The sequence below is a fragment of the Pseudomonas sp. EA_5y_Pfl2_R50 genome (assembly GCF_963970475.1).
Taxonomy (GTDB): Bacteria; Pseudomonadota; Gammaproteobacteria; order Pseudomonadales; family Pseudomonadaceae; genus Aquipseudomonas.
Window position 1 is genome coordinate 1 of sequence record NZ_CAXAPT010000018.1, and the last position, 14,756, is coordinate 14,756.

The following is a 14,756-nucleotide window of genomic DNA, read 5'->3' on the forward strand; positions in this document are numbered from 1 at the left end:
TGTTTTTCGCCGGTAACCGACATGTACGCTGGTGTTGCCATGGGGTGCTCTCCTTGCGGATAAAGTTAGGGTGCCCGGGAGGCGATATCGCCCGGTGGGTGGCTGACTGTTATCAAGGAGCGTGCCAGGTTTGCTGTGACCCCCGAAAATGCGAGGTAAAAACGCTGTAAAGTGCATGTTTCGAGATGTTTCGTGTCGGTTTCAGGCAAAAAGTGCGCAACTTCTTGCGCAGTGGTGTGCAAGAAGTTGCGCACTTGGCTACAGGTGCCGGTACATGGGCGTTCTATCGAATCGTGAGGCGAAAATCGGCGAACAGGTGCGCAAAAAGTTGCACATACAGGCGTCTTGCCATCATTTTGTAAATCGAGTTCGGCCTGGAAATGACCATTCCATCGATTTTTTTTGCCATTCCCGACTGGCCTGCCAGCCCTGAATAGTCGGGAAGTCCCATCCCAGAGCCTTCCCGCCCACCCCGCCGGACAGACCCGAGGGTTAAAAGCGTCTTATAAATGAAACACCGCCCTCGGCTATACTCCCCCACATTTCGATCAGGCACGAGGAATCACTGTGAAGAACTGGACGTTGCGCCAACGCATTTTGGCGAGCTTTGCGGTGATTATCGCCATCATGTTGCTGATGGTCGTTGTCTCGTATTCGCGATTGTTGAAGATTGAGGCCAGTGAAAACAGCGTGCGTGATGACGCGATTCCCGGCGTCTACTACAGCTCGATGATTCGTGGCGCCTGGGTCGACAGTTATCTGCAGACGCAAGAACTGCTCGGACTCAAGGAAGGTCAAGGGGTTTCCAGCGAGGACGCGGCGGACTACAAAGCGTTCGAGGCGCGTTTGCAGGAGCAGATGGCGAACTATCGCAAGACCATGGCGACCGACGAGGATCGGAGCGAGTTCGCCGCGTTCGAGAAGTACCACGACGCCTACGTCCAGATTCAGGATGCCGTGCTGGACTTGCACACACGCAATCTGGAAGCGGACGCGGTCAGGATGTTCCACGAAAAGCTCACGCCAGCCTGGTATTCCGGGCGGATGAAGCTCAACGACATCATCGGCCAGAATAAAAGAGTCGCCGATCAGGCCATGAGCAACATTGACGATGCCGTGTCAGCGGCCAAAGTCAGCATGTTCATTTCCTTGCTGGTTGCCGTGCTCGCCGCCGGTCTGTGCGGTCTGCTGCTGATGCGCGCGATCATGGCGCCGATGAACCGCATCGTGCAGATCCTCGAAACCATGCGCACCGGTGATCTCAGCTCGCGTCTGAACCTTGAGCGCAAGGATGAGTTCGGCGCTGTCGAAACCGGCTTCAACGACATGATGACCGAGCTCACCGCGCTGGTGTCCCAGGCTCAGCGCTCCTCGGTGCAGGTGACCACGTCGGTGACCGAGATCGCTGCGACGTCCAAGCAACAACAAGCCACTGCCACCGAAACCGCTGCAACCACCACCGAAATCGGCGCGACCTCCCGTGAGATCGCCGCCACGTCGCGTGATCTGGTACGCACCATGACCGAAGTCTCCACCGCTGCCGATCAGGCTTCAGTGCTCGCCGGCTCCGGCCAGCAAGGCCTGGCGCGCATGGAAGACACCATGCATTCGGTAATGGGCGCGGCGGATCTGGTCAACGCCAAACTGGCGATACTCAATGAGAAGGCCGGCAATATCAATCAAGTGGTAGTGACCATCGTCAAGGTCGCCGACCAGACTAACTTGCTGTCACTGAACGCCGCGATCGAAGCGGAGAAGGCTGGCGAATACGGCCGCGGATTTGCCGTGGTGGCCACCGAAGTGCGACGTCTGGCGGACCAGACCGCAGTCGCTACTTACGACATTGAACAAATGGTTCGCGAAATCCAGTCGGCAGTGTCCGCCGGTGTGATGGGCATGGACAAATTCTCTGAAGAAGTGCGCCGTGGCATGTTCGAAGTGCAACAGGTCGGCGAGCAACTGTCGCAGATCATCCATCAGGTGCAGGCGCTGGCACCAAGGGTGCTGATGGTCAACGAGGGTATGCAGGCCCAGGCCACTGGCGCCGAGCAGATCAACCATGCGCTGGTGCAGTTGGGCGATGCCAGCAGCCAGACAGTCGAGTCGTTGCGTCAGGCCAGTTTCGCCATCGACGAACTGAGCCAGGTGGCCGTCGGGCTGCGCAGCGGCGTTTCGCGATTCAAAGTCTGATGAGCGAACTCATCGCCAAACGCGGTGCCGCGCCAGTGGCGAATCAGGCGTTGTTCCTGCTGTTTCGCATTGGCAGCGAGCGCTACGCCTTGCGCGCCACGGAAGTGGCTGAAGTGCTGCCGCGCCTGCCATTGAAACCGATTGCCCGCGCGCCGCAATGGGTCGCCGGGGTGTTTGCCTATCGCGGCGCCGTGGTGCCGGTGATCGACCTGAGTGCGGTGACCTTCGGTCATCCCGCCGAGGCGCGCACCAGCACGCGGCTGGTGCTGGTGCACTATTGTCCGGACGACTCACGACCGGCGCAATGCCTCGGGCTGATTCTCGAACAGGCGACCGACACGTTGCGCTGCAGTCCCGAGGACTTTCAGCCCTATGGCCTCGACAATCGCGAGGCGCCGTATCTTGGGCCGGTGCGCGAAGATGCGCAGGGGCTGGTGCAATGGGTGCGCGTCAATGACTTGCTCGATGATGCCGTGCGCCGTCTGCTGTTTCCCGATCCGCCACGTGATCCCGCGCAGCTTGAGGTGGCGCCATGATCGGCGACCAGCGCTTTTTCGACTTCCTCAAGGAACGCATTGGCCTTGATGTCGCTTCCGTGGGCCCGTCGATCATCGAGCGGGCCGTGCGCCAGCGCACGACGCTGTCGCAGGCGGCGCATGGCGAAGAATACTGGCAGTTGCTGCAAGGCTCGCGGGATGAACAGCAGGCGCTGATCGAAGCGGTGATCGTCCCGGAAACGTGGTTCTTCCGCTACCCGGAGTCCTTCGCCACGCTGGGCAAACTCGCCAGAAATCGCCTCAAGGAGCTGAACAACATGCGCGCGCTGCGCATTCTCAGCCTGCCGTGCTCCACCGGCGAAGAGCCTTATTCGATTGCCATGGCGCTGCTCGATGCCGGGCTCAAGCCCCATCAGTTCAAGGTCGACGGCATGGACGTCAGCCCGCTGTCGGTGGACAAGGCGCGACGGGCGTTGTACGGCAAGAATTCGTTTCGTGGCCAGGATCTGGACTATCGCGAGCGGCATTTCACCCCGGAACAGGACGGCCACCGCGTCAACGAAAACGTCCGGGAACAAGTGCGTTTGCAGGTCGGCAACGTCCTTGATCCGACGTTGCTGACCTGTGAGCCGGCGTTCGATTTCGTGTTCTGCCGCAACCTGCTGATCTATTTCGATCAGCCGACCCAGAAGCAGGTGTTCGAGGTGCTCAAGCGCCTGACCCATTTCGATGGGGTGCTGTTTATCGGGCCCGCCGAGGGCAGCCTGCTCGGGCGTTTGGGCATGCGCTCCATTGGCATCCCGCAGTCATTTGCCTTCAGCCGTCACAGTGATCCGCACCCCGAACCGTTGCCGGCGCCTGCTCCGGTCCTGCTGCCCGCCGTTGCGGCACCTCGCCACACACCGCCCGCGCTCGCGCGCATTCGCCCGTTTGCCTCGGTGACGCCCTTGACGACGGCGAACAAAAGCGCAAACCCGGACGCGGCGACCCTGCTGGCGAACATTGCCGCGCTGGCGAACGAAGGCAAAAGTACCGAAGCCCGGGCTGCGTGCGAGCAGTATTTGCGCAGCCACGAACCGGCGGCCCAAGTGTTTTACTGGTTGGGCCTGCTCAGCGATGTGGCCGGCCTGAGCCTCGAAGCCCAGGGCTTCTATCGCAAAGCGTTGTATCTCGAGCCGCAACACCCTGAAGCGTTGATGCACCTGGCCGCGCTGCTGCAAGCTCAGGGTGACAGCGCCGGTGCCAGACGATTGCAGGAGCGCGCCGCCCGCAGCGGCCGCACCGCCGACAGTGAGCGTAAACGATGATCCCGTCCGACACCTTGAACGTCACCCACGAAGACGCCCGGGCCATCGACGATTGCTGGAACCGCATCGGTATCCACGGCGACAAGTCCTGCCCGCTGCTCGAAGAACACATTCATTGCCGCAACTGCGCGGTCTATTCCGCAGCGGCCACGCGCCTGCTCGACCGCTATTCATTGCAACAGGACGAACGCGATCCGGTAGCGACGGCCGTCGAGTCCGACGTGAAAACCCGTTCGCTGCTGATGTTCCGTCTCGGCGAAGAATGGCTTGGGCTGGCAACGCGCAGCCTGGTGGAAGTCGCACCGATGCAGGCGATTCACTCGTTGCCGCACCAGCGCTCGCGGGCCTTGCTCGGTGTGGCCAATGTGCGCGGCGCATTGGTGGCGTGCCTGTCGCTGGTCGAACTGCTCGATCTGGATGGTAGCGTCGCGCCGACCACCAGCGGGCGAATCATGCCGCGCATGTTGATCATTGCGGCCCACGGCGGGCCGGTGGTGGTGCCAGTGGACGAGGTCTATGGCATCCACGCCATCGATGAGCGAATCCTTGATGCTGCCTCGCAATCCGGCGCGCAGAACAGTGCCAGATACACCCGTGGCGTCTTGCCGTTCCAGGGTCGCAGCCTGCGTTGGCTGGATGAAGAACAGCTGTTGTCCGCCGTGACCCGGAGCCTGACATGACCCCCGAGCAAATGCGCGATGCCTCGCTGCTTGAGCTGTTCAGCCTCGAAGCCGAAGCCCAGACCCAGGTGCTCAGCGCCGGCCTGCTGGCGCTGGAGCGCAACCCGACCCAGGCCGATCAACTGGAGTCGTGCATGCGCGCGGCGCACTCGCTCAAGGGCGCGGCGCGCATTGTCGGTATCGACAGCGGCGTCAGCGTCGCCCATGTGATGGAAGATTGTCTGGTCAGCGCACAGGAAGGGCGTCTGCTTTTGCGTCCGGATCACATCGATGCCTTGCTGCAAGGCACCGATTTGCTCATGCGCATCGCCACCCCGGCAAGCGCGCCACAGGCGCCGGACATTGAGGCTTACGTGGCGTTGATGGCGCGCCTGCTCGATCCGTCGGCTGCGCCCGCGCCGCTGGCTGCGCCAGTGATGGCCGAGTTGCAGCTTGAGCCGCCGCCAACCCCGGCGCCTCCGGTCGAAGCCCCGGTCGAGGTGCCCGAACCAGCGCCGCGCAGCAGCAAGCGCACCACCGAAGGCGGTGAGCGGGTGCTGCGAGTCACCGCCGAGCGCCTGAACAGCCTGCTCGATCTGTCGAGCAAGTCGCTGGTGGAAACCCAGCGCCTCAAGCCGCATCTGGCGACCATGCAGCGCCTCAAACGCATGCAGAACAACGGCCTGCGTGCGCTGGAAAACCTCAATGTGCATCTCAAGGAACATGCGCTGAGCCTTGAAGCGGTGGAAGCGCTGGAAGACGCACGGCGCCTGCTCGCCGAGTCCCAGCAACTGCTCAGCGAGAAAAACGCCGAACTGGACGAATTCGCCTGGCAAGCCAGTCAGCGCGCGCAAGTGCTCTACGACACGGCGTTGGCCTGCCGCATGCGGCCATTTGCCGACGTGCTCACCGGCCAGGTGCGCATGGTCCGGGATCTGGGGCGCAGTCTCGGCAAACAGGTGCGTCTGGAGATCGAAGGCGAAAAAACCCAGGTCGACCGCGATGTGCTGGAAAAACTCGAGGCGCCGCTGACGCATTTGCTGCGCAACGCGGTCGATCACGGCATCGAAACCCCGGAGCAGCGAGTGCTCCAGGGCAAACCTGAAGTGGGGCTGATCCGCCTGCGCGCGTCCCATCAGGCCGGTCTGCTGGTGCTGGAATTAAGCGATGACGGTAACGGCGTCGATCTGGAGAAGGTCCGCCGCAGCATCGTCGAGCGACAGTTATCCCCCGCAGAAACGGCTGCGCAATTGAGCGAAGAAGAGCTGCTGACCTTTTTGTTCCTTCCGGGATTCAGCCTGCGCGACAGGGTGACCGAAGTGTCCGGTCGCGGCGTCGGCCTCGACGCGGTGCAGCATATGGTTCGTCAGTTGCGCGGTGCGGTGGTGCTTGAGCAGACAGCGGGCGAGGGCAGTCGCTTCCACCTTGAGGTGCCGCTGACGCTGTCGGTGGTGCGCAGTCTGGTGGTGGAAGTCGGCGAAGAGGCCTATGCCTTTCCGCTGGCGCACATCGAACGCATGTGCGATCTGGCCCCTGAAGACATCGTGCAGGTCGAAGGCCGCCAGCATTTCTGGCACGAAGGCCGGCATGTCGGGCTGGTCGCAGCCAGCCAGTTGCTCAATCGTCCGGCCAGTCAGAACAGCGGCGAAACCCTCAAAGTCGTGGTGATCCGCGAACGCGATGCGATATATGGCGTAGCCGTAGAGCGCTTCATAGGCGAGCGCACGTTGGTGGTCTTGCCGCTCGACGAGCGTCTGGGCAAGGTGCAGGACATTTCCGCCGGCGCCTTGCTCGATGACGGTTCGGTGGTATTGATCGTCGACGTCGAAGACATGCTGCGCTCGGTGGACAAACTGCTCAACACCGGACGCCTGGAGCGTATCGCCCGCCACGGCAATCAAGGCGCCGAGGCCGCGCGCAAGCGGGTGCTGGTGGTCGACGATTCGCTGACCGTGCGCGAGCTGCAACGCAAATTGCTGCTCAATCGCGGCTACGACGTGGCGGTCGCGGTGGACGGCATGGACGGCTGGAACGCGCTGCGTTCGGAGGACTTCGATTTGCTGATCACCGACATCGACATGCCGCGCATGGACGGCATCGAGCTGGTCACGCTGTTGCGCCGCGACAATCGTCTGCAATCGCTGCCGGTGATGGTCGTGTCGTACAAGGATCGTGAAGAGGATCGCCGCCGTGGACTCGACGCCGGGGCGGACTATTATCTAGCCAAAGCCAGTTTTCATGACGACGCCCTGCTCGACGCAGTGGTCGAGCTCATCGGAGGAGCGCGGGCATGAAGATCGCAATCGTCAATGACATGCCGATGGCGGTGGAAGCGTTGCGCCGGGCGTTGGCCTTCGAACCGGAGCACCAGGTGGTATGGGTGGCCCGCAACGGCGCCGAGGCGGTGCAACTGTGCGCCGGAAATACCCCTGACCTGATTCTGATGGATCTGATCATGCCGGTGATGGACGGCGTCGAAGCGACCCGCCGGATCATGGCTGAAACGCCGTGCGCCATCGTTATCGTCACGGTCGACCGTCAGCAGAACGTGCACCGTGTCTTCGAAGCGATGGGCCACGGCGCACTGGATGTGGTCGACACCCCGGCCCTCGGCGCCGGCGACGCGCGGGAAGCCGCCGCGCCGTTGTTGCGCAAGATCCTCAACATTGGCTGGCTGATCGGCGAGAAAACGCCCCGCTCGCGACCGGCGCCGACGCCTCAGCGCAGCTCGGCTTCGTGCAAGCGTCTGGTGGCAATCGGTTCCTCCGCGGGCGGGCCGGCGGCGCTGGAAGTGCTGCTCAAAGGCTTGCCGAAGGATTTTTCCGCGGCGATTGTGCTGGTGCAGCATGTCGATCAGGTGTTCGCCGCCGGTATGGCCGAATGGCTGGCCAGCGCCAGCGGCCTGGACGTGCGTCTGGCCCGCGAAGGCGAGCCGCCGCAGAACGGCGTGGTGCTGCTGGCTGGCACCAATCACCATATCCGCTTATTGAAGAACGGCACGCTGGCCTACACCGCCGAGCCGGTCAACGAGATTTACCGACCCTCCATCGACGTGTTTTTCGAGAGTGTCGCCAGTTTCTGGAATGGTGACGCTGTCGGGGTTTTATTGACGGGGATGGGACGCGACGGGGCGCAAGGGCTTAAGCTCATGCGTCAACAGGGTTACCTGACCATCGCGCAGGATCAGCAAAGCAGTGCGGTGTACGGCATGCCCAAGGCCGCTGCGGCGATTGACGCAGCCGTGGAAATCCGTCCATTGCAAAAGATAGCGCCACGATTGCAGGAAATTTTCCCCAAATGAACAGGTTTATCCGCAATCCTGGCCCGCGCAATACTCAGGTGACCGCCCATGAATGACTTACAGATCGACGACATTAAAACCGACGAAAACGCTGCCATGGTGTTGTTGGTGGATGATCAGGCGATGATCGGCGAAGCCGTGCGCCGTGGGCTGTCGAACGAAGAGAACATCGACTTCCACTTCTGTTCCGACCCGCATCTGGCCATTGCCCAAGCGGTGCGGATCAAGCCGACGGTGATCCTGCAGGATCTGGTGATGCCCGGTCTCGACGGTCTGAGTCTGGTGCGTGAGTACCGCAATCACCCGGCGACCAAGGACATCCCGATCATCGTGTTGTCGACCAAGGAAGACCCGCTGATCAAGAGCGCGGCGTTCTCGGCCGGGGCCAACGATTATCTGGTCAAACTGCCGGACACCATCGAACTGGTGGCGCGCATCCGCTATCACTCGCGCTCCTACATGACCCTGTTGCAGAGGGATGCGGCGTACCGCGCGCTGCGGGTCAGCCAGCAGCAATTGCTCGACACCAATCTGGTCCTGCAGCGGCTGATGAATTCCGATGGCCTGACCGGGCTGTCCAATCGCCGGCACTTTGACGAATACCTGGAACTGGAGTGGCGCCGCTCGTTGCGCGATCAGAGCCAGTTGTCGCTGCTGATGATCGATGTGGATTACTTCAAGTCCTACAACGACAGTTTCGGCCACGTTGAGGGCGATGAGGCGTTGCGCAAGGTCGCCACGGCGATCCGCGACGCCAGCGCCCGGCCTTCTGACCTGCCGGCGCGTTATGGCGGTGAAGAGTTTGCCCTGGTGCTGCCGAACACCTCGCCGGGCGGCGCGCGGCTGGTGGCAGAGAAGCTGCGTCAGACCGTGGCGGCGCTGAAGATTCCGCACAATACCCCGGAGGAGGGGGCGAGCCTGACCATCAGCATCGGACTGGCGACCATGGTGCCGCAGGCGGGCAGCGATTGCCGGTTGCTGATTTCGGCGGCGGATCGTGGGCTGTACCTGGCCAAGAACAGCGGGCGTAATCAGGTCGGGATCGAATAGACACGCAATACCCCTGTGGGAGCGAGTCTGCTCGCGAAAGCGGCAGCACAGTCGACATTGATGTTGCCTGACGCACCGTCTTCGCGAGCAGGCTCGCTCCCACATTTGAAATGTGTCGAGCCAATGTCAAGTGAATGACCCTCACACCCGCCAGACGGGCTGCCGTGCCAGCCCGATTACGTTATACTCGCCGGCTTTCAAAAGTTCGCCAACGAGTGCTGCCCGTCATGGAAATCAACCCGATCCTGAACACCATCAAGGACCTGTCCGAGCGCTCCGAAACTATTCGGGGGTATCTTTGACTACGATCAAAAGCATGAGCGTCTGACCGAAGTCAATCGCGAGCTTGAAGATCCGAGTGTCTGGAACAAACCTGAGTACGCCCAGGAACTGGGCCGCGAGCGCGCTGCGCTGGCGCAGATCGTCGACACCCTCGACGAACTGAACGCCGGTCTGGCCGATTGCCGCGACTTGCTGGACATGGCCGTCGAAGAAAACGACGAAGGCGCAGTGGGCGATGTCGTCGCCGAGCTGGCCCGTCTCGAGGAAAATCTGGCCAAGCTGGAATTCCGCCGCATGTTCAGCCATGAAATGGACCCGAACAACGCCTACCTGGACATCCAGGCCGGTTCCGGCGGCACCGAAGCCCAGGACTGGGCCAACATCCTGCTGCGCATGTACCTGCGCTGGGCTGACAAACGCGGTTTCGACGCCACGATCATGGAACTGTCCGCCGGTGAAGTCGCCGGTATCAAAGGTGCGACCGTGCACATCAAGGGCGAATACGCCTTTGGCTGGCTGCGTACCGAGATCGGCGTACACCGTCTGGTGCGCAAGAGCCCGTTCGACTCCGGCAACCGTCGTCACACCTCGTTTTCTGCGGTTTTCGTCTCGCCAGAGATCGATGACAAGGTGGAAATCGAAATCAACCCGGCAGACCTGCGGATCGACACCTATCGTTCCTCCGGTGCCGGTGGTCAGCACGTAAACACCACCGACTCGGCTGTACGTATCACTCACGTACCGACCAACACCGTGGTCAGCTGCCAGAACGAACGTTCCCAGCACGCCAACAAGGACACCGCCATGAAAATGCTGCGGGCCAAGTTGTACGAGCAGGAAATGCAGAAACGCAACGCCGCGTCGCAAGCGCTGGAAGACACCAAGTCCGACATCGGCTGGGGTCACCAGATCCGCTCTTACGTGCTCGATGCGTCGCGGATCAAGGATCTGCGCACCAACATCGAACGCAGCGACTGCGACAAGGTACTCGACGGCGATATCGACGAATACCTGGAAGCCAGCCTGAAATCAGGGCTGTAAAAAGACGCGATACGGCATCGGCAGATTCAGTCCGATCCCTGTAGGAGCCAGCCCCGCTGGCGATCCCCGGGCCGCAAGGTCCGGGGGCAACGAACCTGATGGAATATCTAAAGACATGAGCGACCAACAACTCGACCCGCAAGCCCTGCAACAGGAAGAAAACTCCCTGATCGCCCTGCGCAAGGAAAAGCTTGCTGCCGAGCGCGCCAAGGGCAACGCTTTCCCGAACGACTTCCGCCGCGACAACTACTGCGATGCGCTGCAGAAACAGTACGCGGACAAGACCAAGGAAGAGCTGGCAGAGGCTGCAATCCCGGTCAAGGTTGCCGGTCGCATCATGCTCAACCGTGGCTCGTTCATGGTGATCCAGGACATGACCGGTCGCATCCAGGTCTACGTCAACCGTAAAACCCTGTCGGAAGACACCCTGGCCGCGGTGAAAACCTGGGACATGGGCGACATCATCGCCGCCGAAGGCACCCTGGCGCGTTCCGGCAAGGGCGACCTGTACGTCGAAATGACCAGCGTGCGTCTGCTGACCAAGTCGCTGCGTCCGCTGCCGGACAAGCACCACGGCCTGACCGACACCGAACAGCGCTACCGTCAGCGTTACGTAGACCTGATCGTCAACGAAGACGTGCGCCAGACCTTCCGCGTGCGTTCGCAAGTGATCGCGCACATCCGCAGCTTCCTGATGAAGCGCGACTTCCTCGAAGTCGAAACGCCGATGCTGCAGACCATCCCTGGCGGCGCAGCAGCCAAGCCGTTCGAAACCCACCACAACGCGCTGGACATGGAAATGTTCCTGCGTATCGCGCCTGAGCTGTACCTCAAGCGTCTGGTGGTTGGTGGTTTCGAGAAAGTGTTCGAGATCAACCGCAACTTCCGTAACGAAGGCGTTTCGACGCGTCACAACCCTGAATTCACCATGTTGGAGTTCTACCAGGCTTACGCCGACTACGAAGACAACATGGACCTGACCGAAGAACTGTTCCGTGAGCTGGCCCAGCTGGTTCTGGGCAGCACTGACGTGCCCTATGGCGACAAGGTGTTCCACTTCGGCGAGCCGTTCGTGCGTTTGTCGGTGTTCGACTCGATCCTCAAGTACAACCCTGAACTGACTGCCGATGATCTGAACGACATCGACAAGGCCCGCGCCATCGCCAAGAAAGCCGGCGCCAAGGTGCTCGGCTTCGAAGGTCTGGGCAAACTGCAGGTGATGATTTTCGAAGAGCTGGTCGAGCACAAGCTGGAGCAGCCGCACTTCATCACTCAGTACCCGTTCGAAGTGTCGCCGCTGGCTCGTCGCAACGACGACAACCCGAACGTCACCGACCGTTTCGAGCTGTTCATCGGTGGCCGTGAAATCGCCAACGCCTATTCCGAGTTGAACGACGCGGAAGACCAGGCCGAGCGTTTCATGGCGCAGGTGGCCGACAAGGACGCCGGCGACGACGAAGCCATGCACTACGACGCCGATTTCGTGCGTGCGCTGGAGTACGGCATGCCGCCAACGGCCGGTGAAGGCATCGGCATCGACCGTCTGGTGATGTTGCTGACCAACTCGCCGTCGATCCGCGATGTGATCCTGTTCCCGCACATGCGACCGCAAGCGTAAACGTTTCAGTTAAAAAGCCGCCTAAAACAGGCGGCTTTTTATTGCCTGTCTGGTACAAATGTATCAGTTGGTTAATTTTGCAATAGCAGAGGAAGTTCTGTCGTGATGGGTGCAATAGCTCAAGAAGGTGCAGCGGGTATCGCCACTGCGGTCGCTGAAAGTGTTCAGTACCAGGGCCGCAAGGCCAGCCGACAGGGCAGTGAGCAGCGTCGACAGGACATTCTCGACGCGGCGATGCGCATTGTCGTGCGTGACGGTGTTCGTGCGGTGCGGCACCGTGCGGTGGCTGCGGAGGCCGCTGTGCCATTGTCGGCCACCACCTATTACTTCAAGGATATCGATGACCTGCTCACCGATACCTTCGCCCAATACGTCGAGCGCAGCGCGGCGTACATGGCCAAGTTGTGGATCAACAACGAAGGCCTGCTGCGTGAAATGGTGGTCAGCGGCGACGGCAGTCCCGAGTCGCGCTCGCAACTGGCTGACGATATTGCGCGGTTGATGGCCGATTACGTGCACCGGCAACTGGTCAACCGTCGCGAGCATTTGATGGCCGAGCAGGCGTTCCGCCAGGAAGCGCTGCTCAACCCGCGTCTGGCGATTCTGGTGCGCTCGCATCAGCAGATTCTGCTGCAGGGCACCTGCCAGTTGTTCCAGGTATTGGGCTCGCGCGAACCGCAGCAAGATGCCAAGGTGTTGACGGCGATTATCGGACGGATGGAATATCAAGGCCTGCTCAACGACGCCGAGCCTTTGGCTGAAGAGGACATGCTCGGGATTCTGACGCGCTACATGCACCTGGTGCTCGCGTCGGTGTAATCCTTTGTTGCTTCATAGGGAGTATCGAATGAAAGCCTGGCGTGGCGTGCTGATCGCCTTGTCGTTCCTGCTGCTCAGTGGCTGTCTGGTGACCTTCAAGGAACCACTGGCCGCCACTGAGCCGGTGCCAAAAGGCCTGCTCGGCAAATGGTCGAGCACCAATGCCTGGGGCGAGCCGATGAACCTTGAACTGACGCGCCTGGGCAATGACCGCTATCAGGCTGTGACCTATTTCAAGGCCAAACCCCGCGAACGCGAGGCCTATCCGTTCACCGTATCGCGTCACGGCAGCCGCTGGTACCTGTCGGCGAAAGTCCCGGCGCAGTACGGCGGCCACTACACCATCGCCGGCTTCGAGCTCACCGACAAACACGAACTGGTGATCTACAACCTCGACCTCGAGCAGATCAATCAAGCGATCAAACAGAAAGCCCTCGACGGTCAGACCTTCCAGACCGACGAGGGCGACGGTGTGCAAGTCGACAGTAACCTCGACAAGGTCTTTGCTTACCTCGACGATCCGGCCAATTCCGATGTCTTCGTTGAGGCCGCGCGCTATCAGCGCCAGGCCAGCGCCAAATAATTCAGTTTCTACAGGAGTTTCGGGTGGACGATTACCAGCAGACGATACGCATGTTGTCCGATCGCATTGTGCTGGCGCAGACGCCGATCCGCGTACTCGATGCGGTCAAGTGGGATGAGAGCATCCGCAAGGGCTTCCTCAAGGCCAAAGGCAAGGAAATGCCGGCGGTGGATCGCGACTATTACCTCAATCGCCCGCTGAGCTTTGATTCGAGCAAGGTCAAACTGGAATTCCAGAACATCGAGCGTGACATCACTCGTCAGCTCGGTCAGTTCAACCCGGTCGGGCAGATCATGCGGCGCATGTGCAAGGAATACCGCATGGTGGTACGCATGCTCGAAGCGCGCGGTACCGAGGATTTCGGCCTGATCTCTCAGGAGCTGTACGGCGCCGCGTCCGATGCCTTCCACGCCGGTGACCCGACTCTGGCCGACCTTGGCCTGATGATGTCCGATTACCTCAACAACATCGATGGCCGAGGCGATCTGAAGGACGAGCCGAAAACCCTCACCGCCAAAGACGCCGTGCACCTGCTGCAAACCCGCCTGAACAAAGTGTTCGGTGAAGCTGAGGAAACCATTCGTGTGTTCGAGTCCGACGGCATCGTCGCTGACGCGGCGGCGGGTGCCGATTACATCAAGATTCGCACCGACGCGTTGTTTAACGACCGCGACGTGCGTGCGCTGGAAGTCCATGAAGGTCTGGTCCACGTCGGCACCACGCTCAACGGCCTGAACCAGCCGATCTGCACCTTTCTGTCCAAGGGCCCGCCGTCGTCGACGGTGACCCAGGAAGGCCTGGCGATCCTGATGGAAATCATCACCTTCGCCTCCTACCCGAGCCGCCTTCGCAAACTGACCAACCGCACCCGCGCGATTCACATGGTCGAGGAGGGCGCCGACTTCTTGCAGGTGTTCGAGTTCTTCCGCGAGCAAGGCTTCGAAATGGCGGAAAGCTATGGCAATGCCAGTCGCGTTTTCCGTGGCTCGACACCGAACGGTCTGCCATTTACCAAAGACTTGTCCTACCTCAAGGGCTTCATCATGGTTTACAACTACATTCAGTTGGCCGTGCGCAAGGGCAAGCTGGAGCAGATTCCGCTGCTGTTCTGCGGCAAGACCACGCTGGAAGACATGCGTACCCTGCGGCAGTTGGTGGATGAAGGGTTGGTGGTGCCGCCGAAGTACCTGCCGGATCAGTTCCGCGATTTGAATGCGTTGTCGGCGTGGATGTGCTTCTCCAACTTCCTCAATCACCTGAGCCTGGACCGGATCGAGGCGGATTACTCCAACATTCTCTAGACCACAACAATCTCCCCTGTGGGAGCGGGCTTGCTCGCAAAGGCGGCGTGTCAGGCAACTGATATCCTGAATGTTCAACCGCATTCGCGAGCAAGCCCGCTCCCACAT

12 protein-coding genes are annotated in these 14,756 nt (G+C 61.0%); all 12 read left to right on the forward strand.

The genetic code is table 11. From position 1 onward, the window contains the following. Positions 1 to 567 precede the first annotated feature (567 nt). Complete coding sequence (locus AACY19_RS24395) at positions 568 to 2,190, forward strand: methyl-accepting chemotaxis protein (RefSeq protein ID WP_339454143.1); 1,623 nt, start codon at positions 568 to 570, stop codon at positions 2,188 to 2,190. Further along, positions 2,190 to 2,726, forward strand: coding sequence for a chemotaxis protein CheW (locus AACY19_RS24400; RefSeq protein ID WP_339454144.1), 537 nt, complete (start codon positions 2,190 to 2,192; stop codon positions 2,724 to 2,726). The genes AACY19_RS24395 and AACY19_RS24400 overlap by 1 nt, the downstream gene beginning before the upstream one ends. Beyond that, a complete protein-coding gene (locus AACY19_RS24405) occupies positions 2,723 to 3,994 on the forward strand; it encodes a CheR family methyltransferase (protein WP_339454145.1) in 1,272 nt (423 codons plus the stop codon). Before AACY19_RS24400 ends, AACY19_RS24405 begins: the two co-directional genes overlap by 4 nt. Beyond that, the gene (locus AACY19_RS24410) at positions 3,991 to 4,674 is read left to right on the forward strand and encodes a chemotaxis protein CheW (RefSeq protein WP_339454146.1); all 684 of its coding nucleotides are present in this window, start codon (positions 3,991 to 3,993) and stop codon (positions 4,672 to 4,674) included. The genes AACY19_RS24405 and AACY19_RS24410 overlap by 4 nt, the downstream gene beginning before the upstream one ends. Beyond that, positions 4,671 to 6,947 (forward strand): hybrid sensor histidine kinase/response regulator, encoded by a 2,277-nt coding sequence (locus AACY19_RS24415; protein WP_339454147.1) that lies wholly within the window; start codon positions 4,671 to 4,673, stop codon positions 6,945 to 6,947. The genes AACY19_RS24410 and AACY19_RS24415 overlap by 4 nt, the downstream gene beginning before the upstream one ends. After that, on the forward strand, positions 6,944 to 7,954 hold the full coding sequence (locus tag AACY19_RS24420; protein WP_339454148.1) for a chemotaxis response regulator protein-glutamate methylesterase: 1,011 nt from the start codon (positions 6,944 to 6,946) through the stop codon (positions 7,952 to 7,954). The genes AACY19_RS24415 and AACY19_RS24420 overlap by 4 nt, the downstream gene beginning before the upstream one ends. Before the next feature lie 48 nt (positions 7,955 to 8,002). Continuing rightward, positions 8,003 to 9,004, forward strand: a complete 1,002-nt coding sequence (locus AACY19_RS24425) for a diguanylate cyclase domain-containing protein (RefSeq protein ID WP_339454149.1) — start codon at positions 8,003 to 8,005, stop codon at positions 9,002 to 9,004. Positions 9,005 to 9,231: 227 nt separating this feature from the next. Further along, positions 9,232 to 10,327 (forward strand): peptide chain release factor 2 gene (prfB, locus tag AACY19_RS24430; RefSeq protein WP_104995687.1). Its coding sequence is split into 2 segments (ribosomal slippage): positions 9,232 to 9,303 and positions 9,305 to 10,327, totalling 1,095 coding nucleotides; the frame shifts between segments, so codons are not numbered across the junction. 115 nt (positions 10,328 to 10,442) lie between these two features. Further along, entirely contained in the window at positions 10,443 to 11,945 is a 1,503-nt protein-coding gene (lysS, locus tag AACY19_RS24435) for a lysine--tRNA ligase (protein ID WP_194933266.1), read from the forward strand. A gap of 105 nt (positions 11,946 to 12,050) precedes the next feature. Beyond that, positions 12,051 to 12,764, forward strand: coding sequence for a TetR/AcrR family transcriptional regulator (locus AACY19_RS24440; RefSeq protein WP_339454150.1), 714 nt, complete (start codon positions 12,051 to 12,053; stop codon positions 12,762 to 12,764). Positions 12,765 to 12,792: 28 nt separating this feature from the next. Then, positions 12,793 to 13,347: a hypothetical protein gene (locus AACY19_RS24445; protein WP_339454151.1), complete on the forward strand. Its 555-nt coding sequence runs from the start codon at positions 12,793 to 12,795 to the stop codon at positions 13,345 to 13,347. A 50-nt stretch (positions 13,348 to 13,397) separates the two neighbouring features. Continuing rightward, the gene (locus AACY19_RS24450) at positions 13,398 to 14,648 is read left to right on the forward strand and encodes a flavohemoglobin expression-modulating QEGLA motif protein (protein ID WP_339454199.1); all 1,251 of its coding nucleotides are present in this window, start codon (positions 13,398 to 13,400) and stop codon (positions 14,646 to 14,648) included. The last annotated feature ends 108 nt before the right edge of the window (positions 14,649 to 14,756 follow it).

Coding starts and splice junctions, on each gene's coding strand:
- AACY19_RS24420 (WP_339454148.1), top strand. CDS start 6,944: ATGAAGATCGCAATCGTCAATGACATGCCGATGGCGGTGGAAGCGTTG.
- AACY19_RS24445 (WP_339454151.1), top strand. CDS start 12,793: ATGAAAGCCTGGCGTGGCGTGCTGATCGCCTTGTCGTTCCTGCTGCTC.
- AACY19_RS24405 (WP_339454145.1), top strand. CDS start 2,723: ATGATCGGCGACCAGCGCTTTTTCGACTTCCTCAAGGAACGCATTGGC.
- AACY19_RS24440 (WP_339454150.1), top strand. CDS start 12,051: ATGGGTGCAATAGCTCAAGAAGGTGCAGCGGGTATCGCCACTGCGGTC.
- AACY19_RS24425 (WP_339454149.1), top strand. CDS start 8,003: ATGAATGACTTACAGATCGACGACATTAAAACCGACGAAAACGCTGCC.
- AACY19_RS24410 (WP_339454146.1), top strand. CDS start 3,991: ATGATCCCGTCCGACACCTTGAACGTCACCCACGAAGACGCCCGGGCC.
- AACY19_RS24450 (WP_339454199.1), top strand. CDS start 13,398: ATGTTGTCCGATCGCATTGTGCTGGCGCAGACGCCGATCCGCGTACTC.
- AACY19_RS24400 (WP_339454144.1), top strand. CDS start 2,190: ATGAGCGAACTCATCGCCAAACGCGGTGCCGCGCCAGTGGCGAATCAG.
- AACY19_RS24415 (WP_339454147.1), top strand. CDS start 4,671: ATGACCCCCGAGCAAATGCGCGATGCCTCGCTGCTTGAGCTGTTCAGC.
- lysS (WP_194933266.1), top strand. CDS start 10,443: ATGAGCGACCAACAACTCGACCCGCAAGCCCTGCAACAGGAAGAAAAC.